Genomic DNA, 24,429 nt, shown 5'->3' with positions numbered 1-24,429 from the left:
AGACCGCCCAGGCGCACGCCGCCGGAATTGGCGTATTTCAAAATGCCCTTGGAGATGTTGTTGCCGGCATACATGGCCATCATCTCGCCCGACATGACGATGTAGATTTCCTGCGCCTTGTTCTCACGGATCGGCATGGCGAAACCGCCGCAGACCACGTCGCCGAGCACGTCGTAGGACACATAGTCGATGTCTTCGTAAGCGCCGTTTTCCTCGAGGAAGTTGATCGAGGTGATGACGCCGCGGCCCGCGCAGCCAACTCCAGGCTCCGGTCCGCCCGACTCGACGCAACGAATGTTGAGATAGCCGACCTTCATCACCTCTTCGATTTCCAGATCCTCGACGCTGCCTGCATTGGCGGCGAGGCTCAGGATGGTGTCCTGCGCCTTGGCGTGCAGGATGAGGCGCGTCGAGTCAGCCTTCGGATCGCAGCCGACGATCAAAATGCGATGACCCATCTCGGCCAGAGCGGCGAGCGTGTTCTGGGACGTCGTCGACTTGCCGATGCCCCCTTTGCCATAAAATGCGATTTGCCGTAGTGACGACATGTCTGTCTCCTCTTGAGCCCTTCGACAGCTACCCAGAGTTACTGGGCAGTTCCTATGCATCAGAAACTGGTCGCGGGTTAAGGGAAGGAACACATCGCTCGGCGTAACGTAGGCGTGCGTTCAGCCCTCACTCGCATTCGACAGGTAGCAACCGCCATGCCAGTGCGGAAATTGTTGCTAGTCTGTTGTTTTCTGGTGATTTGATCAATCGATGAGCGCAGCCCACATCGGCCGCTTATGTGAGGGAAGCCGACAGTCACGACATTTGTTGTGAACAGAACATCGCACGCCCTCGTTGATCCCCGACATTTGGAACAGAGCTTGCTTCATTATGTCCGCACGGCATTTGGCGGCATATTCGAAAGGAGCAGGGATGCAGATTGGCGTCGAAACCGCGAAGGCGGTCGATCAACGGCGGGTGTTCGTCCTCGACGAAGACGAGATCGTGCGCGCCGCGCTCCAGTTCATGCTGCACGACGAGATCGAGACCCACGAAATCGCCAGCATCCAGGAAGCCTATGATAAGGGCGTCGGCTGGCTGAAACCGGATGTCGTTCTGCTCGGGGCTTCTTTTCTAAAGAGCAATGGCGTCTCGGTCCTTGAGGAATTGGCGGAGCGTTTCGCTGGCGTGCGCATATTAATCGTCTGCGATAAAGCCGACGAGGCGCTCGCGGTCGACGCCATGAAACACGGCGCGCATGGCATATTAGTAAAGCCGCTGAAGATCGAGAATGTGCGGCAGAAGGTTGACACTGTCCTCGGGCGCGGCGGCGCCAAGCCGCTCGTGCAGTTGGGGCTACTTTAATTCAATAAACGCCGACGTCTTGTCGGCGCTGCGATGGAGTGACGGCATTACCCCGCGGTTGGCGCAATGGCTGACGATGCAAGGCTTTCCGACGGAAGGCGTGAACGCCGTCGGCGCCGACGGCCTCACGCCGCTTCTTCGAGCGGCGGCAGAGGCGAACGTCGAGGTGTTGCGCGACATCATTGCGGAGGGCGGGGATCTCGACGCCATGACGCGCGACGGCAACAACGCGGTTTGGTTGGCGTGCAAGCAGGACAGCGTCGCGGCCATCGAGTTGCTCTCCGCCGCCGGGGCCAACCTTCACCATCGCAATCCCGACGGCTCTACGGCCCTGATCTATGCGGCGTCGGCGGGCAAGACCGCGGTGGTGACGCTCTTGCTGGCGCTAGGCGCAGATCCCCTGGAAGAGAACGTCGATGGATTTTCGGCGCTTGATCTGGCGTCGAACATCGAATGCCTCCAAGTATTGCGCGTCGCGTCGCGTCAGCGCCGCGATCGGCTCAAAGCTGAAGGAATGGTCGAAACATGACGACGATCGACGACATCATCGAAAATTTCTCCCTGCTCGACGATTGGGAAGACCGCTACCGCTATGTCATCGAGCTCGGCAAAATGCTCGAGCCGCTTCCGGATGCGCTGAAGAACGATCAGAATAAAGTCTCGGGCTGCGCCAGCCAAGTCTGGCTGGCGACGACGATTTCCGACGCAAACGGCGGCGAACCGGCGTTGATGATCCGCGGCGACAGCGACGCGCATATCGTGCGCGGCCTCGTTGCAATCCTGCTGGCGCTCTGCTCCGGCAAGACCGGCGCGGAAATCCTGAAGGCGGATCCTGTCGCTCTATTCGAGCGTCTTGGCCTCCGCGAACATCTGACGCCGCAGCGCTCCAATGGCTTCAAGTCGATGGTCGGGCGCATCCACGCGGAGGCGCGCGAGTTGCTCGCGGCCTCCAGCGCGGTGTCTTGATCACTCGGGAGAGCTAGCGCGACAAGATCATCACCAGGCGATCGACGCGCTTGCCGCCCTTGAGATGCGAGTCGTAAATCTCGTCAATGTCTTCGGCCGTCGTCGGCCGATACCAGACGCCCTCCGGATAAACCACCATCAGGGGTCCCGCCGAGCAAAAGCCCATGCACCCCGCGGAGGTGAAGCCGATCTCACCGCCGCCGTCCGCTTCAACGCGCTTGCCGAGCCGGTCCCAAAGCGGCTGCGCGCCGAGCGAACCGCAGCTGCCGCGCGGATGGTTCGGCGGCCGCTGCGTGAAACAAGCAAAGACATGTCGCTTGTAAAGTTGAGGCAGCTCAAATTCTTCTTCAGGCGTATCCGACATACTGCACCGAGCCTTTGTGAGGATTGTAACACGGCGCTCTGTGAGAAATGCACTTCGTAAACGAAGGCGCTCAACCATGACGCCGCGGACCGTGGACGTGGAATGATTGCAAATTTCAGTCCAGCCTCAGCAAAGCTGACTGGCGCCTTACTTGCTGGTTTGAACTGAGCAGTCGCGAACGCGGCTCGCGCCACGCAGGATACTCAGATGGAACCACGAAGCGACATGACACAGCTTTCCGAGCCGAACAGTCGCGTCGGCCGCAGCGATTCTTCGCCCGAGGCGCAGGCGCTTTATGAAGAAGTCGTCCTTGCGCTGCGGACCGTGTTCGACCCGGAAATTCCGGTGAACATATACGATCTGGGACTGATCTATCGCATCGACGTTATCGATCGACGCGACATCGACATCGACATGACGTTGACGGCGCCAGGCTGCCCCGTCGCCGGCGAAATGGTCGGGATGACGAAGAAGGCTGTCGATGCGGTCGATGGAGTCGCGAGCGTAAAAATCAATCTCGTGTTCGATCCGCCGTGGCATCAGAGCATGATGAGCGACGAAGCCAAGCTGGAATTGGGATTTTTCGACTCCTGAGCCGAGAGTCGCTTGCCTATACGTTGAACGATGCGTCGCGTCATGCAGGCATGATATTCGCAATAGGATGTGCAGGCGTGAGATGATTCCGCCGTCTCTCTTCGAGAGCTTCCGTAATCTTCCTGCACATCGAGGCCGTCATGATCGAACTTACTTCCGGAGACGGACGCAGTTTTTCCGCCTATCGCGCCGAACCCACTGAGGCTCCCAAGGGCGCCGTCGTCGTGCTGCCGGACGTCTACGGCGTCACGCCACATCTGCAAAAGGAAGTCGAAAGCTTCGCGGCCGAGGGTTATGTCGCGATCGCGCCAGCGCTTGCGTCTCAGGAAGGCGAGAGCGACGGTCCTTCCGTCACGACGGCCCTGCAAGACATTCAGGCTACTGTCGACGCCGTCAAGGGCGTCGGCAAGGTGGCGATCGTCGGCTATGATTGGGGCGGCTATCTCGCCTATGTTTCGGCCAATAGCCTCAGCGACGTCGCCTGTGCGATCAGCTATTATCCGGCCGGAATTTCAGAGGAACGCTGGGTGAAGCGGAAAATTCCGACGCTGCTGCACCTGCCCGAGAATGATCCGTCGTTGCCGATGGAAGAAATCGTCCAATTTCGCGCCCAACGACCCGACGTAAGCGCCTTCTCCTATCCCGAAGCCCGCAACGGCTTCAATTTCGATGCCGCGGAGAGTTTCAATGAAGCCGCCGCGCAATCGGCGCGCCAGCGCACTTTGTTTTGGATCTCGCAATATGTCGAGGGTCAGAAGCCAATCGCGCTGAAGAACTCCGGCTCCTATGCGCAGGCCAAGGTCGACAAGAAAAAGAAGAAGAGCGGCGACGACATGGGTCCTCCGGACGCGTGAGAATGCGCTTCGCCGCAAGCGCCTTGGCGCATGCGGCGCCATTGTCGGCCGACGTCATTTGCGTGCGAGCTAGGCGACCAGGGGCTCGTCAGGTTGCGCGGTTCGAATAAAGCTCGCGCAGCAACGCGACATTGTCATCGACGTGAGGCAGGAAGGCGGCGCCTTTTCGAACGCTCCGTCAAGACACATATCGAAGCTGACGGTCTTGCGTCAGTCAGACGTGATCATGACTTCGGGAGCCTCGTCCGGCTCTTCGAGGCCCAGCCCGTCCTCCTCCGCGAGCTCCACGCCGGTGAGGCAAACGTCGCCGTCGTCAATCACGATTTGAATGGATTGCAACTTCTTGCCTTGGCAGGGACCGATGAAGCAATGTCCCGTGTCGAGATCGAACTGCGCCTGGTGATGGCCGCAGGTGAGGAAATTCCCCTCTTCGTCGAGAAAATGCCCTGCCTCCGCGTCGAGACGCTCGCCCTTATGCGGACAGGCGTTCTCGAAACCGTAGAAATTATTGCCTTTGCGCGTGATTAGGATTGGCCAGGGCTTTGGCTCGCCGGTCTCCTCGATCCGCATCAGAATGAAGCCCGTGGCGTCGCCGTCCTCGATCTCGCCCGTCTGACAAATCGCATAGAGTTCGTTCATCCGCCGGCTCCTCCTTTGGCGCGCGCCTTGCAAAACTACACTGCCTCAGCGACGCGCCCTACCCGTGCAATTGACGAGCCATGCGTTGCGCGCTGTGATGCAAGGATTGAAGCCCATCAGGGCTTCTGGCTAAAAGATCCGGCCAACAAGGAACGACGATCATGAGCGTCATCGAACATGATTTCGGCTTATCGAACCGCCTCAGGGAGCGGCGCTTCGGCAAATTGCTGGAACTCGACGCGCTGCATGAGGCGAATATTCGCGCCAATCCGCTGCCCTATCTCGAACGCGCCAGCGAGCGCATCTTCCGCCTGCAAGCCGCCATGTTCGAGGCGATCCAGGCCGCCAAGCCGCCAACGCCCGGCCCCGCGCCAGATGTGGAGAATGTCCTGGTCGACAAGGCGGAGTATCAGCGTCTGAAGACCTGTGTCGCCTTGCTCGAAAAAGCCTACGCCGATTATGGCGCGCAAGAGGAAGGCGCCTGAAGCGCGGCGCGAGACACGCCCGCACCACGCTTTGAAAGCGATTTCAGGCGGCTTTGGCTTCCACTACCGGCTCCCATTTGTAGAGCTCTGCGCCCTCTTCCGTCTTCGTCAAGGAGAAGCCGCAGCCTTTGAGTTCCGCAGCTAACCCCTGCGCGTCGCCGGCTTTCACTTCGACATAGACCGGCGCATTGCGCTTCAATATCGCGTCGATCAGCACTTTGAATGCGCCGTTCTCGCGATGGTCGGCGGACACCGCGGCCAGCGAGACGTTGATTGTTTCAGTGTTGCGCAAACCCCAATCGAGTTCATCGCGACGCGCCAATAAGGCCCCGACGACATTGCGCTTCGCATCGAGAATAACCGGCGAGAATTCGGCCGTGCAGCACTTCATGATTTCCGTCAGCGCCCGCTCCTGATCGCTTTCGCTTTCGATCGAACAGGGAATGTCGGCAGCCGTTTGCCGCATCAAGGCCCAAAGGTCTTTCATGTCGTCAAGCGATGCATTTCTATGCGCGAGGTCAGCCACCTGCTTCTCCTTCGATTGCGCGCCTCGAGGATTTGCGCGCGAATATGCCTTCTGCAAGCAAGTCTCGTTCCCGCTGCAGCGCCGAAGGCATTGGCAAGAAACTTGCTGCCCTCCGGGGTGAGAATCAAATATCAACGCGAGAGGGAACATGGCTGTCGAAGGCTTTTTTATCGACTGGGATGGCAACGCGCGCAGCACGAGCGATCCAGGCGGCGGCTATCTATGCGAAGCCGATACAGTGGCGCGCTATGTGGCGATCATGACCAAGAGCGGCGCGCTCATGCATGAAGGCACCTATTACAAAACCCTCGCTGACATCGAAAAAGCGGGAATCAAGGCCTCGCTCGTTCCCGGTTCGCATCCCTGGGGAAGCAAGGCGGAAGGTTTTTGATCCATCGCAACGGGAGCTGCGCTCATGCTGCCGACGACCATTCTGATCGATGAAGACCCGCGCTGCGTAGTCCGCCCGATCGACACGAAGGACCTCAATCGATTCTTGCGCAACGGTAAGGCGTTTCTTCTCGCCGAAAAGCCCGCCGGGAAAGTGACCCATCGCGCGGCGACGGAAGCCGAGCAAATCCGGTGGCGCGAAGCTTTCGCGCTGCATAAGGCATGGGGCGGCGACGACGAGGCATTCTTTGGGATACCGCTGCAGGGAGAAACTTCAGCCACCCCCGAGTGAAGGCTCAGGCGACAGCCGGCGGCAGGCAAACCTTCATTCGTCGAGACTCGGCGCGAGGATGACTTCCGCCGGCGCGCCGGGCCCTTGGCCCTCGACGAAATCCAATCCGCTGACGCGAGAAAGTCCGCCGTCGCTGTCGATCAGCACAACGGCCTCCTGCGGCAACTCCGCCAATTTCACGATCAATTCAGCCACGGTCATCGTGCGCCTTTCATACGTGCCATCCGCTGCGCCACTCAGCCTGGATGGATCATGATCTCCATCGTTTCGTCCAGATCGTCGTCGTCGGAAATCTCTTCTTCCGCGAGTTTGACGCCACACAGGCACACATCGCCATCCATGACGACGAGCGCGACGGGCTCGATCATTTTATCCACGCACGGCCCCGTGACGCACACACCCGTCTCGACGTCGAATTCGGCCTTGTGCCTGCCGCAACGCAATCTTTGACCGTCCTCGCTAAAAAATCTGCCGTCGCCGATGTTGAGCCAGGAGCCCTGGTGCGGGCAGATGTTTACATAGCCGACACACTGGTCATTTTCGGTCCGAACGACGAAAATCGAAAAGGGGCGCGCTTCTCCTTCATCCGTGACGCGCGACAGGCTGAAGGGCGCCGCTTGGCCGCGCTCCAGACTGTCGAGCGCGCAAATGACGTAGAGACTCACATCGCCCTGCATGCCAAAATCCCCGTCGTCTATCCGCTCCCTCTAGGCGCATCGCGCGCGAGAGCGGAAATTTCGGCGCACGATAGTGTCTGAAAGACAACAATCTTCCTCGCGCAACGTCCAGGGCGCGAACAAGCATTATTCTTGCCGAACCCTGCGCCAAGCGCGATTATTGCTTCGTCGTAGGAATCGATTGGCTATCAGCGGAGGCGAAAAGTGGTCATGCTCCAGGTTGACGAACGCAATCAAGATGATCTTTCGCGACTTGCCGGCTGCTATCTCTATGCGGGGACGCAGATCAGCGTCGAAGACGGCATCGTGCATCGCGAAGACGGCCCCGCGGTGATTTTTCCCGATGGCGTGGTGCGCTGGTATTTGCGCGGCAAGGAAGTCAGCCGCGCCGTCAATTCACTATTTTACGACAACAAATGGCCCATCGCGAATGGGCTCGATACGGCCGAAAAACGCGCCCGTTTCGCCGAAACTTTCCTGACCTGAAACCAAGCTTCCCTTCCGCAATGTGTGCTTCGCGGAAGGGATCATTTTACGCGACGCGATCGGCCGGATCAGGCCGCCGCAGTGTTGGCGGCGATGCTCGCGCGCAATTCTTCGAGCTTGTCGCGCGTCATACGGAACACGCCACGACCGCCGGAAAGCGCCTGATAGGCGTCGGGCGCATTCAGACTGACCCAGTCGAACCAGGCCTGCGCAGAATTCGGCGTCGGCCGCTCGCTGATTTCAACGACGCCGCCGTCAGGCGCAAAGCGGACATGAAGCATGACGATGTCGGAAGACATTTCTCCCTCCTCCCTTATAAGCCCGACGCGAAGCCGAGCAGTTCGATCTTGACGTTTTCCGTGCCGAGAATCTTCGCCTGGCACGCCAGCCGCGACTTCGAGCCGATGCCGACGATGGTGTCGAGCCTTTCGTTCTCTTCGCGCGCGATCTTGGAAATGCCCTTGCGGCCTTCATGAACGTAAATGTGACAAGAGCCGCACTGCGCTTTTCCTTCGCACTTGTGATTGATCTCCTCGCCGCTCGACATGATGATCTGCAGCAAGGTTGCGCCCTCGGCGGCGTCCACCGTCTTTCCGGAGGGCATGATGGTTACGTTCGGCATTTCGATACTCCTGGTTGGGATCTAGGCGATTAGTAAATGGCGGCGCCCGCGCCGACATTGATCGACGCCTCCTTCATCGTCTGCACGATGAAAGCGATTTGGCGCTCTTGCAGATGGACGTGGAAAGGCATTGCGACGGCGCGGTCCGAAACCTTTTCGGCGACGAGAAAACTGCCGCGACGATAGCCGTAATCGAAATAGCGCCGCTGCGTATGCAAGGGATTGCTGTAAGCGGCGGCTTCCACCTTTTCGACCAGCAAGTCCTCTACGATCGAGTCCCGGCTGGATTTGCTGAAGCGCGTGCCGAGATGAACGACGTAAAGAAACCAGTGCACCTCGTCGACTTCTGGCCCGATGAAGGGATCCTTGATGCCTTCGAAGGATTTGACGTGCTTGAAGTAGTAGTGCTCGATGAGCTTGCGTTTCTCGAGGATTTCTTCGAGCCTTCGCAGCTGCGCCATGCCCAGCGCCGCGCTCATGTCGCTCATCGCCGCCTGATAGGGCGCGCTGGAGCCCACCACGACCGACGCTCTCTCGCTCGGTCGATGCGCGCGAAAGCGCCGCATCGCCACCGCGACGTCGATGTCGTCGGTGACCACCATGCCGCCTTCGCCGCAGACCAGCGGCCCGGGCTGCGAGAAATCGAACACCGACGCGTCGCCGAAGGTGCCGACAAGCGCGCCCTTGTATTTGGAGCCGATCGCTTCGGTGGAATCTTCGAGCAGGATGAGCCGATGCTTGTTGGCGATTTCGCGCAGCTCCGCCCATTGCGCCGGATGGCCGTTGGTGTTGCTCGCCACGATCGCGCGCGTTTTGTCGGTGATCAGCGCCTCGATCTTTCCGGTCGCGATGACGCCAGACCAATAGTCAATGTCGGCGAACACCGGCTTGGCGCCGGCAAGCGCGATCGCATGCACTGTTTCGCGGAAGGAATGCGGAGAGGCGATCACTTCATCGCCCGGACCGATCTCATACGCGGCGAGCGCGAGCAGCAGCCCCATCGTGCCGCTTGGCGCAGCAACGGCGTATTTGCGTCCGAGATAGGCGGCGAAGGCGGCTTCGAACGCCTCCATCACCGGTCCGCTGGACAAGCGGCTGGAGCGCAGCACCGCCTCGACCGCGGCAATGTCGTCGAGCGTGATGTCAGGGTCAGAGAGCGGAATGAGATCGCAGCCCGAGGCGTCGGCGGGCGCAGACGGCTTCGCTTCGAATGTATCGTCCACTTCGGCCCGCGCGTTCATCGCAAACTCCCCCGGAAGGCGACGATAACGCCCGTGGCGCGCGCCGGATCGTCGGTAACCGTCACGCAATGATCGGCGCCGTCGAGCAAATGCACGTCGCAGGACGTGAAGCTGCGGAAAGGCGTTTCGATCACGTCCGACACGTCGCAGCGCGTCCAGGAGAGATGAGAAAATTTGGCGCGCAGCTCCGACAGCGCCGGCGTTGCTTCGGCCCCGAGCAGTTTTTCGATCTCCGTCAATTCCACATCGCTGATCGCCATGATCTATCCTCTGTCGAGATCGAACTCACTGCCAGAAGCGCCGTTCGGCGTCTTCCTTGAGATGGTCGAGCAACTCAGCAAGACGTGGAAACTCGCTGTCCAGCTCCCACACGCCGATTGCATGGTCCTTGCGAAGAAGGCGCCAATTGCCTTTGCGCTCGTCGAAGAGCACCAAGGCGATATCGATGACGCCGCCGTCCGGATCGACGTTCCGCGAACAACACGGGCTCTGAATGCGATAGCCGTTCGCGGTTTTCATCACGACTGGCGTGACATAGCGGTAGCGGCGCCGTTGTTCCAAGGCGCGCACGATGCGCTTGTAGTCGAATTCATTCGGCTGAGCCGACGCGGCGCCACCGAGTGTCGTGACCGTCGATCGCATGCTCGCCAACGCTCCTCTTACAAGGGCGCGATCTCTTCCTCGAGACAACCGACGACACGGCCGTCGGGGAATTCAACGAGATAGATCGGCGTATTCGTGTCAGTATGTGATCCCACCTGCACGATTTCGCCCAAACCGCCGTTGGCGACGAGCAGCGCCTCCGGTTGCTCGTTGGGATAACTCCCATCATTGACCAGATCGACGAGCGTCTTGACGCGCTGACCCCATTGATATTTTGGCATTCGTGGTTCGAACACGTTCACACTCCTCAAGGAAGCGGGAGATCGACGTCGTCGCGCGGATTAGCCGACTCGAGTTCCTTGCGCTTCATGCCGACGCGATTGCCGCTTTCGGTGAACTCAATCCCGTAGATATAGAATTGTTGGAGAAAGGTGCCGATGCTCACGACGTAGCCTTCCTCGCCTTTCTTGGCGAGAACCTCGCCGATCTCCTTACCGGCGTATGTCCCGTCGTTGCGGATCGTGCGCTTCGCCTTCACTTTCTCGCCGAAAGAAAAGACGGGCGGCGCAGTCAGTTCACAAACTTCACTGTCGCGAACGATGTTGCTCATCGCGGTCTTCTTCCGTGGTGCCGGTTTGCAATCTCACGCTGCTCACACCGCCGGAATTCGGTTCGTGATCGACCTGGGCCGGCGCTGTCGAACTGCGTGATGGAACTGCAAAGCGGCGTTGTCGCTTTGCCGAAGAAGAGGCAACATGCGTGCCATGCTGCAGCGTGAGGAGGTCAGCCGAAGGGGCCCAGGGCCTGTTCCTTTGCTGACAAGCGACACACGCTATTCAAGAATGAATGTAAAAAATGCAACATCCGTCGAAATTTGTTTGGCTACGCTTCTACGCTAAAGACGCGACGGCAGTTTCGGTCATGCATCTTCCGCCGACGCGCAGAATCACCGAGCGCTTTGGTCGGCTCGACCGCCGCCGCGCCAGGCGTGAGAGTAAGATAACGATGCCTTAGCTGATCAGGATTTCGCAAGCGCGATCGATGGGAAGCGCGATCGGTATGATGCCCTGGATGGTGAGAAACTTCAGCTCGTTTTTCGTCAGCACGGCCGGATCGACGATGGCGTGATGCGTCGTCGTCGAGCGCTTCATGATCTGCCGGGCGTATGTGCGCAACAACTGATCGTGGAAGCGACAGCCGACAAACAGGAAGCTGCGCTCGGACCGGCGATTCTTTACCGCCTCCGGCAGAGGCGTCTGAATGTCGATCTCTGTCAGCACCTCGACGTAATCGGCGTCGGAGATCAGAAAATTCTTGGCGGGCGCGATGCTGCCATGCGGCTTGTAGAGGACGGTCTCCCAGGCGTCGGCTTTTTCCTTGGTGGTTTCTGTTCCGTCCGCTGCGTAGAACCGGTACCAGCGATCCTCGCCGATGCCGGCGCGGGTGATGCCCTGGATCTCGCCCCAGTCGCTACGGCCTTCGAGCGCCGAACGCATGGTCGCGTCGTACCAGCTGTCAACGATCATGGGCAGCTGCAGCGACGCAAGATAGACGTGCAACGGCGTCGGCGCGATGCTGTCGTTGAAGGCCTGCGACATCAACGTCGAGACGGTCGAACGATGCTTCATGTTCTCGATGTGCTGCGCGCTTGCCCAAGCATTGCCCTTGGCGCGTTTTGGCAACGCCACCTTGGTCCCGAAAAACGCGGCGAGCGCCTCGGGCGTCATCGGCACCTCGGTTGGCGAGAGCTGCGTCAACCCAGGACCGATATAGGGAATCACGGTCCCCGTCTTCAGCTCAGCGGCGACCTTGCCGAGCGCCTCCTCGGCTTTCTCGCCTTCAAGGAGGACATAGCTGTCAAATGGCGCGTTCATCGCGTTCACTCCCCTTCGCCGCGCTTGCGCGCATTGACTGTGATCGGAAGCGAAGTGCCGGCCGCCATTTCGGGCAGATCGAGAACCCAGCCGTTGGCGATCTTGATCCAGCCGCCCCACAAACTCTCATGCTCGGTTTCAACGATCGGCTCTTCCAGGTCCTTTTTGGGGACGTAGATCGACAAGCCGGTCTCTGGCGAACGGCGGATCATGATCTTCATTACATCGACTCCTTTGGCGCGGTCATCGCGCCCGCGCTAGTTCGTGAGCAGCTGCGCTTCCGTATGGCGCGACGCCCGCGCGATTTCCCTCAACTTGGCGACGATGCCGGGCAGCGTCTCCAGCACATCGTCGATCTCTTCAATCGTGTTTTCTCGCGACAGGGAGAAGCGTATCGCGCCATGCAACGCCTCCTCCGGCACGTTCATCGCGCGCAGCACATGCGACGGCTCGGTCGATCCCGCTGTGCAGGCCGAGCCGGTTGAGGCGGCGATGCCGGCGCGATCCAAATGGGTCAATATCGCTTCGCCCTCTATGTCGGAAAAGGCGATGTTGGACGTGTTGACGAGCCGATTGTCGACGTCGCCGGAAATCTGGCACTGGCCGATCCGCTGCGTCACGCCGGTTTCGAGCCTGTCACGCAAGGCCGCGATATGGACGGCGTCTTCTTGCAGGCGCAAACGCGCCAATTCGGCGGCGGCGCCTAGTCCAACGATCCCAGGCGTATTCTCAGTTCCGCCGCGGCGCGCCCGTTCCTGATGGCCGCCGCGAAGAAACGGAGCGAATTTCGTTCCCTTACGCACATAGAGCGCGCCGATTCCCTTGGGACCATGCAGCTTATGTCCGGACAGCGAAAGGAAATCGATCTGCGTCGTTTTCAGATCGATTGGAATCTTGCCAACCGCCTGCACAGCGTCGGTATGAAATAGAGCGCCTGCCTCATGCGCGAGACGCGCAAGTTCTTCGACAGGAAACAGCGTGCCGGTTTCGTTGTTCGCCCACATCGCCGAGACGATCGCTGTCTTCGGCCCCAGCGCCGCGCGATAAGCGTCAAGATCGATGCGCCCGCGCGCGTCGACGCCAATGAGGTGAACGGTGACGCCGCGAGTCTTTTGTAGATGTTCGACGAGCGACAGGATCGCGGGGTGCTCGACGGCGGTGGTCACGATCTCGTCGCGACCCTCGCGCGCCGCGAGCCCGGCCAAGATCGCCGCATTGTCCGATTCCGTACCGCCTGAGGTGAACACGATCTCGTGATCATGCGCCGCGCCGAGCAGCGCCTGCACGCTGCGCCGCGCCTCTCGGACCGCGCCCGAGACCTCGACGCCGAAGCCGTGTGATGACGAGGCGTTGCCGAATTCCTCGCTGAAAAACGGCAGCATCTTCGCCACGACCTCAGGGTCGGTGCGCGTCGTCGCGTTATTGTCGAGATAGACGCGCCGCATCGACACTCTCGCTCAAAGACGCGCCGCAGCGCCCGGCACTGGCACGAGCCGCACGAACTCGCCGAGCTCTTCGATCAACTTGGCCTGGATGCCTTCGAGCGTCGCGCTGCTCAACTTGCAGAGCACGCAAGCCCCCGTGAGTCGCACCATGATTTTGTTGCCGCAGATTTCGATGAGCTCACAGTCGCCGCCGTCGCGGCGCAGATTGGGACGAATCTCATCAATGACGGCGCGAATGACCTGCTCGCGCTCCGGCGACGGAGCCGTTTCGATCTGGACAGTTTCTTCGTTCTTCTGATTGTCGTGCAACATAGCTTCGTCCTCCGCAACGCAGTCCCGCGGACGCGCTCTCATGAATTGTGAAACCGGGCCGAAATTACCCGAAAGACTTGCCGCAGGAGCAGCTCGATTGCGCGTTCGGATTGTCGAAGGTGAACCCCGAGCCCTGCACCGCGACGACATAGTCGATGGTCGTGCCTGTCAGGAGTTCGTGGCTGGTGTTGTCAATGAACACCTTGACCCCGCTGCGCTCAATCACCGTGTCGTCGGGACTGGCTTCGCGCACGAGACCCATTTTGTACTGATAGCCAGCGCAGCCGCCGGCCTCCACCATGATCCTCAGCCCATCGACGGGATCGGCGGCGCTGGAAATGGCCGTCTGCACTGCATTCAGGGCGCTGTCGGTCAGGTTGATCATGTCGCTCTTCCAGTATCCAAATGCGGCTGCCCCACTCAAAGCAATTCATGTGCCGCGACAATTGCGGGCTAAACAGCGCGGGAGCTCCAGGATAACCGGTGGTTTTGTCTTGTTTCGTACATTGCCGCCCGCTCCGTGTCGGTTCCGTCGCGCCGATCGGCCCATCGAGGCTTCGAAACTGCGGCGAAGTTTTTGCATGAGACGCGGCGTAACGAAGGATCCCCCGCGCGGATGCTGCGTACGGATTGCAAAGCGGAGAACTGTCGATGACTCAAATTGAGAAGACTGCCCTTGCTCGGCTGGATCGGGAGGGCCGCCTGCTCAACGCAGTGCTTAAGGGGCCGACCGGCAAGCCGGGGCGTTTCGGTTTTCGGGGCGACATCGCGCTCAAATTTCAGGAGCAGCTGGCCGACGAAAAGCGCCCGCCGGATTTCAGCATCGAGCAGGTGCTGACCTTCGCGAATGAAGGCGAAGCGACGATCCCGATCCTCGCCGGCTATCTGCATAATTTCGCCTATCTCGAAACGGCCCATGAAGTGATCGGCGATCTTCTCTCGCCGACGGGCGCTTACTTCATGTTCTGCAACAATGTCGACCTGCTCGCGAAATTCCGCGTCAAGCTCGGCGAGATCACTTACAACGTGCTGCCCTGCGATGAATCGACCGTTTGGAAGGAGATGATGGATCTCGCCATGGTCGACAAGAATGACATCAAGAAGCTCGACACCGGCGGCAAGCTCGACGTTCTTCTCGACACGGCGCTGAAGTTCAACGACGCTTACGAAGTCATCGCCTATCAGCAGGGCGTCGAGCGCATGGAGCCCGTCAAGAACCGCAACGAAAACCGGCCGGTTTGATCTGGTGGAGCGATGGAGCCGGGGTTGGCGGTTGACGCCGGCCCCGACCGCCTCCCGCTCCCGTCCCCTGCACGAGAAAGCCCATCTATGGCTTGATTGAGTTTGCAGCTTAAAGCCCGCCTCGATAGGCGCCGCCGGGACGAAAGCGCGGTCCAGGCGATGGGCGATGAGAAGCTCCGCGTCATCGCGCATGAGCTGCTTGAAAGCCTGCGCAAGAATGTGACGGTCGATTGGGCGAAGCGAGAAAGCGCGCGCGCCAATATGCGCGTGCTGGTGAAACGCATCCTCAAAAAATACGGCTACCCGCCTGACCTCGCCGAAGAAGCCGTTCAAACCGTGCTGGCGCAGGCAGAGGCGCTGTTGCAGGAGCTGTAGCGCGTATGACATTATAGAGAAGGAAGATTAGCGCATTTTTTTGCGAACGTACGAGTGCGAGCATGAAGTGGCAACTATCGAAGACTGCCCTGATCATTCTGGAACGCTCCAAAGGCCCGTAGCTGACGCAAGGGAGCCATTAGCCAAAGGCGGCTTCTGGCGCGAGGCAGCCTTTGAAGTAATAACCGCTCATAACCCAAAAGAGACGTTACGCTTTGGGAAGAAAAACTCCGCCAAATCGACGATGAGCGCGTCGCCAAGGGACTATTTACTCCATGGAAATTCCAGCGCCGATGTATCATGACCAAGCGCCCGGGTGCGGTTCACCAGCGCCGACAACTGTTTCTTCGATGGCAATCTGCGCGTGAAAATGAACACATTGTCCAGCGTCGGGCTGGTCTCGATGAACCAACTGTAGTCGCGCGCGTGATCGACGATGTTGTATTCGACCGACAGCAGCGGATTGTAGCGAACCATCAGCCTGGAATTGACGCCCGGATCGAGGATCTCGGCGTCGCCACTGAGAACAGTCTCTTCGGCACCCTTGCGACAGGCGTCGCGCACATGGACCTGATTGGGCTGCGCGCCGCGTGCATAGCTCGTCGTTCCTCTTACACAGCCGTCTGTGAGCCACATGGGGCGGCGCGCGACTTCGAGCCAGGTTCCCCGATAGAGGCGCGCCGGGTCTATCGGTCTTACCGGGCGGTCCTGCGCGAGCCCCTGCGCGCTAGCGCCGAACGCCAAAAGGATTAGCAGAGAGCGAATGACGCTGTTCTTTTTCATCATGGTCTCCCTCCGGTGGCGTTGACGCGTCAACGCGACACGCGTGTCCAACTGATCGATTTGCAGACGATCCCCGCGAGCACGCATCCGCGAGTCTGCATCGACTGCGAGCCGTAATTGATCTCGAGGCGGTAATTGAGCTTACGCTGCGGGTCATAGGCAGTGCCGGACATGGAGGAATCGCCGCCCGAAACTTTCATCACCAGCCGATCGCCGACATGTTCGTCGCTCGATGGATCGCGAATCCAGGTATTGATCGCGCAAAGCGCGCCGCCGCAGGGCGCGATGCGCACACGGGCATTGCCGTCGCCACGCGCCCAATTGCCGAGAATGCCGTTATTCTCGGCGCTAGCGAATCCTGGGATCAGGATTGTCCCGAAGAGGATAGAAAAGAACCGGGCAAGTAGCCTATTGCGCATCATTGCCTCCTTTCGTCATGCATGGGTGAGCCGATAAAGCCCTACATCGATCGCGCCGGCGCGGAAGCCGCCTTCGCAATAGCAGAGGTAGTAGTCCCACAGCCGCCGGAAGGACGGATCGAAACCGAGCGCTTCGATCTCGTTCCAGTTCGCATGGAAGCGACGACGCCAGTCGGCGACAGTTCGCGCATAGCCGTCGCCGAACGTCTCGATCGTTTCGAGGCGCAAACCCGCGCGATCCGCTTCCTCCTGCAGGGCGCGCGGACAGGGAAGCGCGCCGCCCGGAAAAATGTAGCGCTGGATGAAATCCGGCGTGTTCATATATTCCTCGAAGCGGCAGTCTTCTATGGTGATCGCCTGCAACACGATATAGCCGCCCGGCGCGAGTCGATCGCGCAGCGTCGAGAAATAGACGGGCCAATAGTCGCGGCCGACCGATTCGATCATTTCAATCGAGACGATGCGGTCGAAGACGCCGGGGACGTCGCGATAATCCTGCAGACGAAGATCGACCCTTGACTGAAGGCCGCGCTTCGCAATCACGTCTTGCGCGTTGGCGAGCTGTTGCTTCGACAGCGTCAGTCCAGTGATGGCGCCCGCGCCCGTCTGCGCCATCTCGGCGGCGAGACCGCCCCAGCCGCAGCCGATCTCTAGGACCGTTTCGCCATTACGCGCGTCGAGCAGATCGAGCACGCGATCAATCTTGTTGCGCTGCGCCTGTTGAAGTGTCTCTTCTCCCGTTGGATAGATACCGGACGAATAGAACATCTGCGGATCGAGCCACAGGCGATAGAATTCATTGCCCAGATCGTAATGCGCGGCGATGTTGCGCCGGCTGCCGGCGCGGGAATTGGCGCGCAGGCGATGCATCAGCCAGTTTGCGAAACGGGCCGGCGCGAAGCCCTGCACCGCGCGCATGAAGGCGTCGCCATTGACCGCCGCAACCTCGATTGCGGAAACAAGATTGGGGCTGCTCCACTCTCCGCGAAGGAAAGCCTCCGCGAAGGCGACGTCGCCAGAGAACAGTAGCCGCCGGAGCGCCGACATTTTGTGAACAACGATTGTCGCTTCCGGCCCCGGCTTTGGACCGTGACAGTCGACGCGCGTCCCGTCCGGGAGCACGAAGATCAGACGGCCCTTCTCCATCGCCGCCATCACCTTGCGCAGGACAAGCGCCGAAAGCCCCATGCCGCTCCCGGCAATGCGACCCGACACCGAAAGACCCTGTGTGCCGGGGGACGTCAGATCTGACATGAAAGGCTTTCCTTTTCGCTGTTTTGCTTGATGACGACGGTTACGGCGCGATCAGGCGGCGGCGGCCGGACATGCAACCGGACGCCCTTGAGCCAGATCAGCAACGCTTCGTAGTGAATGCCGGCGATCACTTTCAGCGTCAGCAGCGGATGCGAGAGAAAGACGCGCAGCAAGGCGCGATCGTCGAGCGTCTGGCGCGCCAGGCGCTGCGTGGCGATCAGCATGTCGCCGGCATCGTCCGCAACCGATATCGAGATCGTGTAGGCGTCGTCCGGCGGCTTGATCCGGAAACTGTACGCCATGTCCATCGCCACGAAGGGCGAAACATAGAACTGCTTCGAACAGTCGTGACGAAGCGTTTTGCGGTCCGCGTTGACCGGAAAGAGATAAGCGTGACGCTGCCCGAATGTGTTGTTGACCTCGTAAAGGATCGCCTGTACCGCGCCATCGACGCGATAGCAGAAGAAGATGCTCAGCGGATTGAAGGCGAAGCCGAGAATGCGCGGCATGGTCAAGAGGCGGATCGCGCCGCCCCGCGCCTCGAGACCAGCGTCACGCAAGATCGACTCGACTTCGCTGCGCAGATCGCCAGCGCGGGCAAAAAGGTGATCCTGCGCGCGAAATCCGAAGAGATTGAAGCGCGCGAGCGAGAACAGCCGGAGCTGTTTGTCGAGCGCCGGTAACTCGTCGAGATCGAGCAGCAGCGCGAAGACGCGATAGCGTAGCCGGTGCGCTTTCGGCCGCAGACGGCGATGCGCCACCGAACCGACATAGAGCGCGCTGTTCACCGCCATCGTCCGCTCCTATGCCCACGGCGCCGGGCCGACATGGATGCGGCCGGATTCGTTTTCGATAGTCCAGGGCCGCCGCACGCCGCCAAGCTGTTCCGCAACGGCAAGGCCGGACTGCAGCCCGTCTTCATGAAACCCCGACCCGAAATAGGCGCCGCAGAACCAAGTGCGGCGCACGCCCTGAAGCGACCAGAGTTCGCGCTGGGCGTCGATGGCGGCGAGATCGAATATCGGATGCTCATACATGAAGCGGCGGGAGACAAGGTCGTCGCGCGGCGGCGCAATGGCGTTCAGCGTCACGAAGAGCGGCGTCGACGGCGATAGGTCCTGAAGCCGGTTCATCCAGTAGGTGACGCAGAGCGGAGAATCCGGACCGGATGCGAGATAGTTCCAGCTCGACCAGATTGAACGCAGTCTCGGCATCAGCGCCGCGTCGCCGTGAAGGATAGTCTCGTTGCAACTGTAGCGAAAGCGCGAGAGCAGCCGCGTTTCCTCCGCGGACGGATCGCCGAGCATGCGCAACGCCTGATCCGCATGCGCGGCGATCACCACATGATCGAAACGCTGCGCGCCGCCGGACCATTCGACGACAACGCCATCGTCGGCGCGGGTAACGCGCCGCACGGAAGCGTTCAACAGCACACGCTCGCCGACCGGCGCAATCAGCTTTTTCACATATTCGCGGCTACCGCCTTCAACCGTGCGCCACACCGGGCGGCCGGCAATCTTCAGCAGCCCGTGATTTTCGCAAAAGCGCGTGAACGCCCGCGCCGGATATGCGGCGACATCGCGCGCGGGAAGCGACCAGATCGCCGCCGCCATCGGATAAAGATGATCCTCACGGAAGGGCGCGCCGTAGCGGTGCATGTCGAGATAATCGCCGAGTGTCACGCCCTCCATCTGCGCGATATGACTGGGCGCCTCAGCATAAAACCGCCGAATGTCGAGGAGCATCGACCAGAAGCGCGGGCTGACGATGTTTTTCTTCTGCGCAAAGAGTGTGAAGAGGTCGTTGCCCGCATATTCGAGCCCCCCGTCCGCCATCGACACCGCGAAAGTCATCTCGCTCGGCTTCGTGCGGACGCCGAGATGCTCGAAAAGCTTCGTCAGATTTGGATAGGCCGGCTCATTATAGACGATGAACCCGGTGTCGACCGCGATCGGGCCCAACGGCCCCTCGACCTCGACGGTATTGCTATGCCCGCCGGCATAGTCGCTCTGCTCGAAAATCGTGACCTCATGCGCATGAGACAAAAGCCACGACGCTGAAAGACCCGTGACGCCGGCCCCGAGCACAGCAATTTTCAGGCGTTTATTCAGGCCGCTAGGCCCCATCCGCCGCCTCTCGTGCAACTTCTCTCTTTCTTGCGCCGTCACAATCCTGTCCTTTACGGTCTGCAGCGTTATACGCTCAGGCTTGGCCAATGGATCACTCGGTCCGTTCGGGACTTCGTTTCGGGCGCCGCCCGACGAACCGCGTAGCCCGGTGATCCAAATTCGCAGGCCGCGCGTAGAAGGGAGCATGATTGGCGCTGTCGCTGCACAGACTGTCGAGATCCCGGACCGGCGCGCCGTCGCGGAATCGCGTCTTCGGAAAGCGTCGACGATGACCCTGCGAACGGCGCCCGCCGCCTTGTCTTCGGCGGAAGCGGCAAGCCTCATCAGGCGAATTGCCGAAACGCAGGACCGCGGGGCCTTCGCGGCCCTGTTCGCTTACTATTTCCCGCGCGTGAAGGCCTATATGCTGCGCGTTGGCGCGTCGCCCGCCAGCGCGGAAGAGTTCGCGCAGGAAGCGCTTCTGCGCGTCTGGCGAAAGGCCGATAGCTTCGATCCGCGCGCGGCGGCGGCGTCGACCTGGATTTTTGTCATTGCGCGAAATCTGCGCATCGATCGACTGCGCGGCGAGCGCAACATCGATGGCTTAGAAAGCGATCCAAGTGAGGAGCCGGATGCGCCGCAGAGCGGCGAAGCGATCGCCATCATGAATGAGCGGCGCTCCCGCCTGCATGCGGCGCTGGCCGCACTCCCGGCCGAGCAGGCGCACATCATCGAACTCTTCTATTTCGAGGAACACCCCCACTCGGAAATCGCGCGGATGCTCGGCGTGCCGCTCGGCACGGTGAAATCGCGCGTGCGGCTGGCGGTTCAGCGCCTGCGTGCGGAACTCGAGGATCTCGGATCATGACAAATCCCGGCCATGCGCCCGAGGATCTTATCCTGCGCCATGCGACGGGCGCGCTCGATCCGGCGTTTTCGCTGCTCATCGAGACGCATCTCGCAATGTCGCCGGCCTCACGGCGGCTGCACGCACACTTCGAGGCGCTTGGCGGCGCACTGCTCGAGGAACTCGCGCCAGCGGATGTTGACCCCGCCGCGTGGAACCGCGCCCTGCGCGCACTCGACACGGATGGGGAGCCGGCCGTCGACCGTCCCAAGCGCAAGGCGGCGCATCCCAAATTGCCAGAGGGATTTGCTTTGCCGGCCCCCCTCGCCAATGTCGACATCCACCATTGGCGTTGGATTGCGCCTGGCGTCCGGTCCGCAAGCATCGCCCTGCCGGAACATGGCGCGTCGCGCGCCTTTCTGCTTGAGATCGCTCCGGGCATGACCGTTCCCCGGCACGGACATGTGGGCGACGAGGCGACCTGTGTGCTGCGCGGCGGGTTTCGTGATCGCGACGCGCATTTCGGGCCGGGCGATGTGGCGCAGGTCGACGAAGAGGTCGAGCACGACATCGTGATTGACGCGGGCGATCCGTGTCTATGTCTGATCGCCATGGAAGGACGCACGCGTCCGAGCAGCTGGTTCGGACGTCTCTATCAGAAGTTCCGGGACATATGAGTCTTGGACTTCTTCTGCTCGCGACGGCGAGCGGCCTCTCTGCGGTCATGGCTTTTGCATGGCTCCTGCAGCGCAGGACCGGCCAGTCGGGCTGGATCGACGCGACATGGTCCTTCGCCATCGGGGCAGCGGGCGCGTTTCTCGCGCTGGCGCCGCTCGATGGCGGAGCGCCGGGCGCACGGCAGGTTTTCGTCGCCGCTTTCGCGGTTGCCGGCGCGGCGCGTCTTGGACTGCATATCATCGCGCGCAGCATCAACGCTGGCGAAGATCCGCGCTATTTCGAGCTGGCCGTGGAGTGGGGCGCCGATTTTCCGTGGCGCCTGTTCTGGTTCCTGCAGATTCAGGCGGGCTGCGCGTTCCTGCTGTCGCTCGCTGTGTTTCTTGCCGCCCGCAATCCCGTCGCCTTTCCGGCCTCAACCGACATTGCCGGCGCGGTCATTCTGGTCTCCGCGATCGCGGGCGAGGCCTGGTCCGACGCGACGCTTGCGCGCTTTCGCGCGACGCGCGGTGCTGGCAGAAGCGTCTGCACGGAGGGGCCGTGGGCTTGGTCGCGGCATCCCAACTACTTTTTCCAGTGGCTGAACTGGGCCGGCTTCGCGGTCGTCGCGATCGACTTTAGCGGCGCCTGGCCGCAGGGCTGGCTCGCAATGCTGGCGCCGGCCTTCATGTACTGGCTGCTCGCTCATGTCTCCGGCGTTCCGCCGCTTGAAAAGCATATGCTGGCGTCGCGCGGAGACGCGTTCCGCGCCTACCAGGCGCGTGTGAACGTCTTTTTTCCCGGCCCGCAAAAGCGCTTGTGAATCTGGTTGGAGGATCGTCGAATGTCCCTTATCGCTTCCGCCGTCAGCGTCGTCGAACGCGCGCCCCTGCCGGACTCGGTTTTGCGCATGGGCGTCGGTTATCTCGTCGGCCGCACGCGGGACCGCCTCAGCCTGGCCCCGCCAGCGGCCGTGGAGACATTTGCGCGCGACATGGCAAACTACCCCATCGCGATCCACACGCGGGAAGCCAACGCGCAGCATTATGAAGTGCCCGCGCGATTTTTCGAACTGACGCTCGGGCCGCGCCGCAAATATTCGTGCTGCTATTACGACTCGGCCGAAACCACGCTCGCCCAGGCGGAGGAGCGCGCGCTCGAAGAAACCGCGCGGGACGCCGGGCTGGCCGATGGTCAGAGGATTCTAGAACTCGGCTGCGGGTGGGGATCGCTTTCGCTCTTCATGGCGCAGAGCTACCCGAACGCCCGTATCACCGCGGTGTCCAACTCCGCGAGCCAGCGCGCCTATATTGAGGGGCGAATTGCGGAGCTGGGTCTAACGAATTTGCGCGTGATCACGGCGGATATGAACGATTTCGCCATGGACCAGCGCTTCGACCGGATCGTGTCGATCGAGATGTTCGAGCATATGTCGAACTGGCGCCCGCTGCTCTCGCGGTTGCGCGGCTGGCTTTCGCCGGAAGGATCGCTTTTCATCCATATCTTCACGCACCGCAACCAACCCTATCGCTTCGATCACACCGAAAAAGCCGACTGGATCGCGCAGCATTTCTTTACGGGCGGCATCATGCCAAGCCGTCAGCTCATTCACAGCTTCGGGGATCTCTTCGAAGCCGAGGCAGAATGGCTGTGGAGCGGCCTTCATTACCAGCGCACGGCGATCGACTGGCTTCGCAATTTCGACGCCCGGCGGGACGAGATCAACGCGGTCCTGAGCGAAACATACGGAAGCGACGCCGCGCTCTGGCGCCGCCGCTGGCGACTGTTTTTCCTCGCAACAGAAGGCCTTTTCGGCGATCGCAATGGCGAGGAATGGGGCGTCAGCCACTATCGCCTGCGTCCATCCCGTGGATGATCTGCACGCGCTCACGCGGCGTGTGAAAGACTACGCCGCCGCCGCCGATCCGCTGACGGCGACGTCCAACAGGCTCGCGCTGATCCTCGCGTCGAACCAGCCATTCTATCCGCTCTACGTGCGTTGGGTGACCGGAGAAGCGCACGCGCTTCTCGCTCTGACGCTGCTTTCCACGCCGTTTTTTCTCGCTTCGCCCTGGATGGCGAGGCGGTTCCCGGACGTTGGACGCTTGTGGTTCCCCTCCGTCGGCGCGATCAACACGTTTTTTTGCGCCTTCATTTTTGGAGAGGGGTCCGGCGTCGAGTGGTTTCTCGCGCCATGTCTGATCATCGCCGTTTTGTCGTGTCGCAGGACGGATATGCGTGCGCTCGGCGCCTATGTCGGAGCACTCATCTGCGTATTCATGCTGCTGCATGGCGGTTACGGGCAGCCCCTATATCCGATGGATGCGACACAGCAAGAAGCGCTAAGCTCCCTCAACTTCTATTCCGCCTCTACTTTGAGCGTGATAGCAGCATGGATGTTTTTGTCCATACGGCGCGAAAAAGGTCTCCTCATCCCGTGAAGCGCCTTGCGGCGGCATAGCCTGCGGATGCCGCAGTCGCGGTGAGGAAAACACCCCAGCACAAATCAACGATTGTTACGAGCACGGGCCAGTGATTGAGCGTCGCTTGATTGGTCAGGTCATACGTGCCGTAAGCGACAAGGCCGAACACAGCCCCATTCAGCGTCGCCTTCCGCCAGTCGCCATTCTGGAGCGCGGGCGCGCATGCAAAATAGACAACTCCGAATAGGTAGAGCGCGTAAAAGGCAATCGCCGGCGCAGCCCGAAAGTCATCCGCGAGCAGCACACCGAGTTGCGGCCGGTAAAAGCTCTCGGCCATCGATGTTAGCCAGATCACGTCCAGCGCCAGCATGCCGAAAGCCGCGCCTGCATAGGCAAAGATGAAGCGGAACATCGAGTCTCCTGACGACCCCGGATGTTTATACGAGCGGCATCGCCAAGAGGATCACGAGCAGGCCTTGCAGTTGCAGCGCCAAAAAATGCCCTCGCGGCATTCATGTTCGAGCGAGCCGCCGTTTCGCCACCGCTGACGCTCTCTAAATCTTTTGCGTTGAATTCGATCGCGCCAGTGACCAGAGCGTTC

40 protein-coding genes are annotated in these 24,429 nt (G+C 60.8%); 16 read left to right on the top strand and 24 right to left on the bottom strand.

What is annotated here, in order from left to right:
- A partial coding sequence (locus IYX23_RS18050; protein WP_196394320.1) for an AAA family ATPase occupies positions 1–548 on the bottom strand: 548 nt, incomplete at its 3' end.
- Positions 549–921: 373 nt separating this feature from the next.
- Here IYX23_RS18050 and IYX23_RS18045 point away from each other — a divergent pair.
- The 3 genes from IYX23_RS18045 to IYX23_RS18035 are packed head-to-tail and all read left to right on the top strand — an operon-like array spanning position 922 to position 2,319.
- Positions 922–1,353, top strand: a complete 432-nt coding sequence (locus IYX23_RS18045; protein WP_196394319.1) for a response regulator — start codon at positions 922–924, stop codon at positions 1,351–1,353.
- A gap of 19 nt (positions 1,354–1,372) precedes the next feature.
- Complete coding sequence (locus IYX23_RS18040) at positions 1,373–1,882, top strand: ankyrin repeat domain-containing protein (RefSeq protein ID WP_246716925.1); 510 nt, start codon at positions 1,373–1,375, stop codon at positions 1,880–1,882.
- Positions 1,879–2,319, top strand: a complete 441-nt coding sequence (locus IYX23_RS18035; RefSeq protein ID WP_018406793.1) for a SufE family protein — start codon at positions 1,879–1,881, stop codon at positions 2,317–2,319. Before IYX23_RS18040 ends, IYX23_RS18035 begins: the two co-directional genes overlap by 4 nt.
- A gap of 13 nt (positions 2,320–2,332) precedes the next feature.
- Here IYX23_RS18035 and IYX23_RS18030 read toward each other — a convergent pair whose 3' ends face one another.
- Positions 2,333–2,683: a (2Fe-2S) ferredoxin domain-containing protein gene (locus IYX23_RS18030; RefSeq protein ID WP_029652179.1), complete on the bottom strand. Its 351-nt coding sequence runs from the start codon at positions 2,681–2,683 to the stop codon at positions 2,333–2,335.
- Positions 2,684–2,908: 225 nt separating this feature from the next.
- Here IYX23_RS18030 and IYX23_RS18025 point away from each other — a divergent pair, with 225 nt between their 5' ends.
- Positions 2,909–3,277: an SUF system Fe-S cluster assembly protein gene (locus tag IYX23_RS18025; protein ID WP_124740198.1), complete on the top strand. Its 369-nt coding sequence runs from the start codon at positions 2,909–2,911 to the stop codon at positions 3,275–3,277.
- Positions 3,278–3,417: 140 nt separating this feature from the next.
- A complete protein-coding gene (locus IYX23_RS18020) occupies positions 3,418–4,131 on the top strand; it encodes an alpha/beta fold hydrolase (protein WP_196394318.1) in 714 nt (237 codons plus the stop codon).
- A 210-nt stretch (positions 4,132–4,341) separates the two neighbouring features.
- On the opposite strand, the gene IYX23_RS18015 is transcribed toward IYX23_RS18020, so the two are convergent.
- Positions 4,342–4,770: a Rieske (2Fe-2S) protein gene (locus IYX23_RS18015; protein WP_018406789.1), complete on the bottom strand. Its 429-nt coding sequence runs from the start codon at positions 4,768–4,770 to the stop codon at positions 4,342–4,344.
- Positions 4,771–4,931: 161 nt separating this feature from the next.
- Here IYX23_RS18015 and IYX23_RS18010 point away from each other — a divergent pair, with 161 nt between their 5' ends.
- Positions 4,932–5,255 (top strand): hypothetical protein, encoded by a 324-nt coding sequence (locus tag IYX23_RS18010; protein ID WP_029652182.1) that lies wholly within the window; start codon positions 4,932–4,934, stop codon positions 5,253–5,255.
- A gap of 43 nt (positions 5,256–5,298) precedes the next feature.
- Here IYX23_RS18010 and IYX23_RS18005 read toward each other — a convergent pair whose 3' ends face one another.
- Positions 5,299–5,781, bottom strand: coding sequence for a hypothetical protein (locus IYX23_RS18005; protein ID WP_348643688.1), 483 nt, complete (start codon positions 5,779–5,781; stop codon positions 5,299–5,301).
- Between the two features lie 148 nt (positions 5,782–5,929).
- Here IYX23_RS18005 and IYX23_RS18000 point away from each other — a divergent pair, with 148 nt between their 5' ends.
- Both IYX23_RS18000 and IYX23_RS17995 read left to right on the top strand, forming a co-directional pair.
- On the top strand, positions 5,930–6,172 hold the full coding sequence (locus tag IYX23_RS18000) for a hypothetical protein (RefSeq protein ID WP_014892134.1): 243 nt from the start codon (positions 5,930–5,932) through the stop codon (positions 6,170–6,172).
- Between the two features lie 24 nt (positions 6,173–6,196).
- Positions 6,197–6,463, top strand: coding sequence for a hypothetical protein (locus IYX23_RS17995; RefSeq protein WP_196394316.1), 267 nt, complete (start codon positions 6,197–6,199; stop codon positions 6,461–6,463).
- A 33-nt stretch (positions 6,464–6,496) separates the two neighbouring features.
- On the opposite strand, the gene IYX23_RS17990 is transcribed toward IYX23_RS17995, so the two are convergent.
- Positions 6,497–6,664 (bottom strand): hypothetical protein, encoded by a 168-nt coding sequence (locus tag IYX23_RS17990; RefSeq protein ID WP_014892132.1) that lies wholly within the window; start codon positions 6,662–6,664, stop codon positions 6,497–6,499.
- Positions 6,665–6,699: 35 nt separating this feature from the next.
- On the bottom strand, positions 6,700–7,140 hold the full coding sequence (locus IYX23_RS17985) for a Rieske 2Fe-2S domain-containing protein (RefSeq protein WP_196394315.1): 441 nt from the start codon (positions 7,138–7,140) through the stop codon (positions 6,700–6,702).
- Positions 7,141–7,350: 210 nt separating this feature from the next.
- On the opposite strand from IYX23_RS17985, the gene IYX23_RS17980 reads away from it, so the two are divergent.
- A complete protein-coding gene (locus IYX23_RS17980) occupies positions 7,351–7,626 on the top strand; it encodes a hypothetical protein (RefSeq protein WP_029652187.1) in 276 nt (91 codons plus the stop codon).
- Between the two features lie 68 nt (positions 7,627–7,694).
- On the opposite strand, the gene IYX23_RS17975 is transcribed toward IYX23_RS17980, so the two are convergent.
- The 12 genes from IYX23_RS17975 to IYX23_RS17920 all read right to left on the bottom strand — a co-directional run bounded on the left by IYX23_RS17975 (position 7,695) and on the right by IYX23_RS17920 (position 14,108).
- Complete coding sequence (locus IYX23_RS17975; protein ID WP_196394314.1) at positions 7,695–7,925, bottom strand: hypothetical protein; 231 nt, start codon at positions 7,923–7,925, stop codon at positions 7,695–7,697.
- 14 nt (positions 7,926–7,939) lie between these two features.
- A complete protein-coding gene (locus tag IYX23_RS17970; RefSeq protein ID WP_196394313.1) occupies positions 7,940–8,248 on the bottom strand; it encodes a 2Fe-2S iron-sulfur cluster-binding protein in 309 nt (102 codons plus the stop codon).
- Positions 8,249–8,277: 29 nt separating this feature from the next.
- Positions 8,278–9,489, bottom strand: coding sequence for a DegT/DnrJ/EryC1/StrS family aminotransferase (locus IYX23_RS17965; protein ID WP_196394312.1), 1,212 nt, complete (start codon positions 9,487–9,489; stop codon positions 8,278–8,280).
- A complete protein-coding gene (locus IYX23_RS17960) occupies positions 9,486–9,749 on the bottom strand; it encodes a hypothetical protein (protein WP_196394311.1) in 264 nt (87 codons plus the stop codon). Before IYX23_RS17960 ends, IYX23_RS17965 begins: the two co-directional genes overlap by 4 nt.
- Positions 9,750–9,774: 25 nt before the next feature.
- A complete protein-coding gene (locus IYX23_RS17955; RefSeq protein WP_196394310.1) occupies positions 9,775–10,131 on the bottom strand; it encodes a hypothetical protein in 357 nt (118 codons plus the stop codon).
- A gap of 17 nt (positions 10,132–10,148) precedes the next feature.
- Positions 10,149–10,388, bottom strand: coding sequence for a nitrogen fixation protein NifZ (locus IYX23_RS17950; protein ID WP_196394309.1), 240 nt, complete (start codon positions 10,386–10,388; stop codon positions 10,149–10,151).
- An 11-nt stretch (positions 10,389–10,399) separates the two neighbouring features.
- Positions 10,400–10,702 (bottom strand): nitrogen fixation protein NifZ, encoded by a 303-nt coding sequence (locus IYX23_RS17945; protein WP_014892123.1) that lies wholly within the window; start codon positions 10,700–10,702, stop codon positions 10,400–10,402.
- A gap of 400 nt (positions 10,703–11,102) precedes the next feature.
- A complete protein-coding gene (locus IYX23_RS17940; RefSeq protein WP_196394308.1) occupies positions 11,103–11,966 on the bottom strand; it encodes an SIR2 family protein in 864 nt (287 codons plus the stop codon).
- Between the two features lie 5 nt (positions 11,967–11,971).
- Positions 11,972–12,187: a putative nitrogen fixation protein NifT gene (nifT, locus tag IYX23_RS17935; protein WP_018406774.1), complete on the bottom strand. Its 216-nt coding sequence runs from the start codon at positions 12,185–12,187 to the stop codon at positions 11,972–11,974.
- Positions 12,188–12,223: 36 nt separating this feature from the next.
- On the bottom strand, positions 12,224–13,411 hold the full coding sequence (gene nifS / locus IYX23_RS17930) for a cysteine desulfurase NifS (RefSeq protein ID WP_196394307.1): 1,188 nt from the start codon (positions 13,409–13,411) through the stop codon (positions 12,224–12,226).
- Positions 13,412–13,423: 12 nt separating this feature from the next.
- On the bottom strand, positions 13,424–13,723 hold the full coding sequence (locus IYX23_RS17925) for a NifU family protein (RefSeq protein ID WP_196394306.1): 300 nt from the start codon (positions 13,721–13,723) through the stop codon (positions 13,424–13,426).
- A gap of 64 nt (positions 13,724–13,787) precedes the next feature.
- Positions 13,788–14,108, bottom strand: a complete 321-nt coding sequence (locus IYX23_RS17920; protein WP_014892118.1) for an iron-sulfur cluster assembly accessory protein — start codon at positions 14,106–14,108, stop codon at positions 13,788–13,790.
- A gap of 266 nt (positions 14,109–14,374) precedes the next feature.
- Between IYX23_RS17920 and IYX23_RS17915 the strand changes: the two genes are divergently transcribed.
- Together IYX23_RS17915 and IYX23_RS17910 are read left to right on the top strand one after the other, a co-directional pair.
- Positions 14,375–14,965: a hypothetical protein gene (locus tag IYX23_RS17915; RefSeq protein ID WP_123177379.1), complete on the top strand. Its 591-nt coding sequence runs from the start codon at positions 14,375–14,377 to the stop codon at positions 14,963–14,965.
- A gap of 159 nt (positions 14,966–15,124) precedes the next feature.
- Entirely contained in the window at positions 15,125–15,340 is a 216-nt protein-coding gene (locus tag IYX23_RS17910; protein WP_210330730.1) for a type I restriction enzyme endonuclease domain-containing protein, read from the top strand.
- A 264-nt stretch (positions 15,341–15,604) separates the two neighbouring features.
- Here IYX23_RS17910 and IYX23_RS17905 read toward each other — a convergent pair whose 3' ends face one another.
- The 5 genes from IYX23_RS17905 to IYX23_RS17885 are packed head-to-tail and all read right to left on the bottom strand — an operon-like array spanning position 15,605 to position 19,922.
- Positions 15,605–16,123: a lipocalin family protein gene (locus tag IYX23_RS17905; protein ID WP_196394305.1), complete on the bottom strand. Its 519-nt coding sequence runs from the start codon at positions 16,121–16,123 to the stop codon at positions 15,605–15,607.
- A 29-nt stretch (positions 16,124–16,152) separates the two neighbouring features.
- A complete protein-coding gene (locus tag IYX23_RS17900; protein WP_210330729.1) occupies positions 16,153–16,542 on the bottom strand; it encodes a DUF2147 domain-containing protein in 390 nt (129 codons plus the stop codon).
- A gap of 15 nt (positions 16,543–16,557) precedes the next feature.
- Positions 16,558–17,796 (bottom strand): cyclopropane-fatty-acyl-phospholipid synthase family protein, encoded by a 1,239-nt coding sequence (locus IYX23_RS17895; RefSeq protein WP_348643687.1) that lies wholly within the window; start codon positions 17,794–17,796, stop codon positions 16,558–16,560.
- The gene (locus IYX23_RS17890) at positions 17,784–18,590 is read right to left on the bottom strand and encodes a DUF1365 family protein (protein WP_196394304.1); all 807 of its coding nucleotides are present in this window, start codon (positions 18,588–18,590) and stop codon (positions 17,784–17,786) included. Before IYX23_RS17890 ends, IYX23_RS17895 begins: the two co-directional genes overlap by 13 nt.
- A 9-nt stretch (positions 18,591–18,599) precedes the next feature.
- Positions 18,600–19,922 (bottom strand): FAD-dependent oxidoreductase, encoded by a 1,323-nt coding sequence (locus tag IYX23_RS17885; protein WP_196394303.1) that lies wholly within the window; start codon positions 19,920–19,922, stop codon positions 18,600–18,602.
- A gap of 271 nt (positions 19,923–20,193) precedes the next feature.
- On the opposite strand from IYX23_RS17885, the gene IYX23_RS17880 reads away from it, so the two are divergent.
- The 5 genes from IYX23_RS17880 to IYX23_RS17860 are packed head-to-tail and all read left to right on the top strand — an operon-like array spanning position 20,194 to position 23,846.
- Positions 20,194–20,772 carry a sigma-70 family RNA polymerase sigma factor gene (locus IYX23_RS17880; protein WP_246716924.1) on the top strand — a complete coding sequence of 193 codons (579 nt, stop codon included), beginning with the start codon at positions 20,194–20,196 and terminating at the stop codon, positions 20,770–20,772.
- Complete coding sequence (locus tag IYX23_RS17875; RefSeq protein WP_196394301.1) at positions 20,769–21,428, top strand: ChrR family anti-sigma-E factor; 660 nt, start codon at positions 20,769–20,771, stop codon at positions 21,426–21,428. The genes IYX23_RS17880 and IYX23_RS17875 overlap by 4 nt, the downstream gene beginning before the upstream one ends.
- Entirely contained in the window at positions 21,425–22,228 is an 804-nt protein-coding gene (locus tag IYX23_RS17870; RefSeq protein ID WP_196394300.1) for a DUF1295 domain-containing protein, read from the top strand. Before IYX23_RS17875 ends, IYX23_RS17870 begins: the two co-directional genes overlap by 4 nt.
- Positions 22,229–22,249: 21 nt before the next feature.
- Entirely contained in the window at positions 22,250–23,281 is a 1,032-nt protein-coding gene (locus IYX23_RS17865; RefSeq protein WP_196394299.1) for a cyclopropane-fatty-acyl-phospholipid synthase family protein, read from the top strand.
- Positions 23,274–23,846, top strand: a complete 573-nt coding sequence (locus tag IYX23_RS17860) for a hypothetical protein (protein WP_196394298.1) — start codon at positions 23,274–23,276, stop codon at positions 23,844–23,846. Before IYX23_RS17865 ends, IYX23_RS17860 begins: the two co-directional genes overlap by 8 nt.
- Here the strand turns inward: IYX23_RS17860 and IYX23_RS17855 are convergent.
- Positions 23,836–24,240 (bottom strand): DUF2177 family protein, encoded by a 405-nt coding sequence (locus tag IYX23_RS17855; protein ID WP_196394297.1) that lies wholly within the window; start codon positions 24,238–24,240, stop codon positions 23,836–23,838. The genes IYX23_RS17860 and IYX23_RS17855 overlap by 11 nt on opposite strands.
- Between the last annotated feature and the right edge of the window lie 189 nt (positions 24,241–24,429).

It is taken from the genome of Methylocystis sp. L43, from assembly GCF_015709525.1.
Classification (GTDB): domain Bacteria; phylum Pseudomonadota; class Alphaproteobacteria; order Rhizobiales; family Beijerinckiaceae; genus Methylocystis.
The sequence above is the reverse complement of the archived record's forward strand: the minus strand, read 5'-3'. Positions and strand labels throughout refer to the sequence as shown.